The organism is Dyella jejuensis (genome assembly GCF_044904675.1).
GTDB lineage: Bacteria > Pseudomonadota > Gammaproteobacteria > Xanthomonadales > Rhodanobacteraceae > Dyella_B > Dyella_B jejuensis.
Genome location: NZ_JADIKJ010000111.1, coordinates 1 through 281 on the forward strand (window position 1 = coordinate 1; position 281 = coordinate 281).

1 protein-coding gene is annotated in these 281 nt (G+C 49.1%); it reads right to left on the reverse strand.

Annotated features, from left to right (window positions below):
- Window positions 1-281, reverse strand: a 281-nt coding sequence (locus tag ISP15_RS18535; RefSeq protein WP_404549502.1) for a hypothetical protein, incomplete at both ends; no start/stop codon positions are given.

A 281-nucleotide genomic window follows, 5' to 3' on the forward strand; every position in this document is an offset into this window, starting at 1 on the left:
GCTTTAGCTGCGTTGTAAGCAGGGCCAAAGAAACCCACTGTTGTGTTGGAGAGAATGCCCTGTGAACCAGACATCCTAGCTATCGACTCCATCGCATTTCCAATCGTCATTGATCCTCGGCTGTGTCCGTCGAAGTGCAGCCCTGTTTCTCCGTAGAGAAGCATCATGTCTTTGGTTTCTACGGTCGCATTGGTCAGCCCAAAAAAGTCGTTCTCCAGATTTTTTTGATACCCTGCCACAAGCAATTCAGATAATGCGTTGCTGGCTTCCGGGAAGTCGAT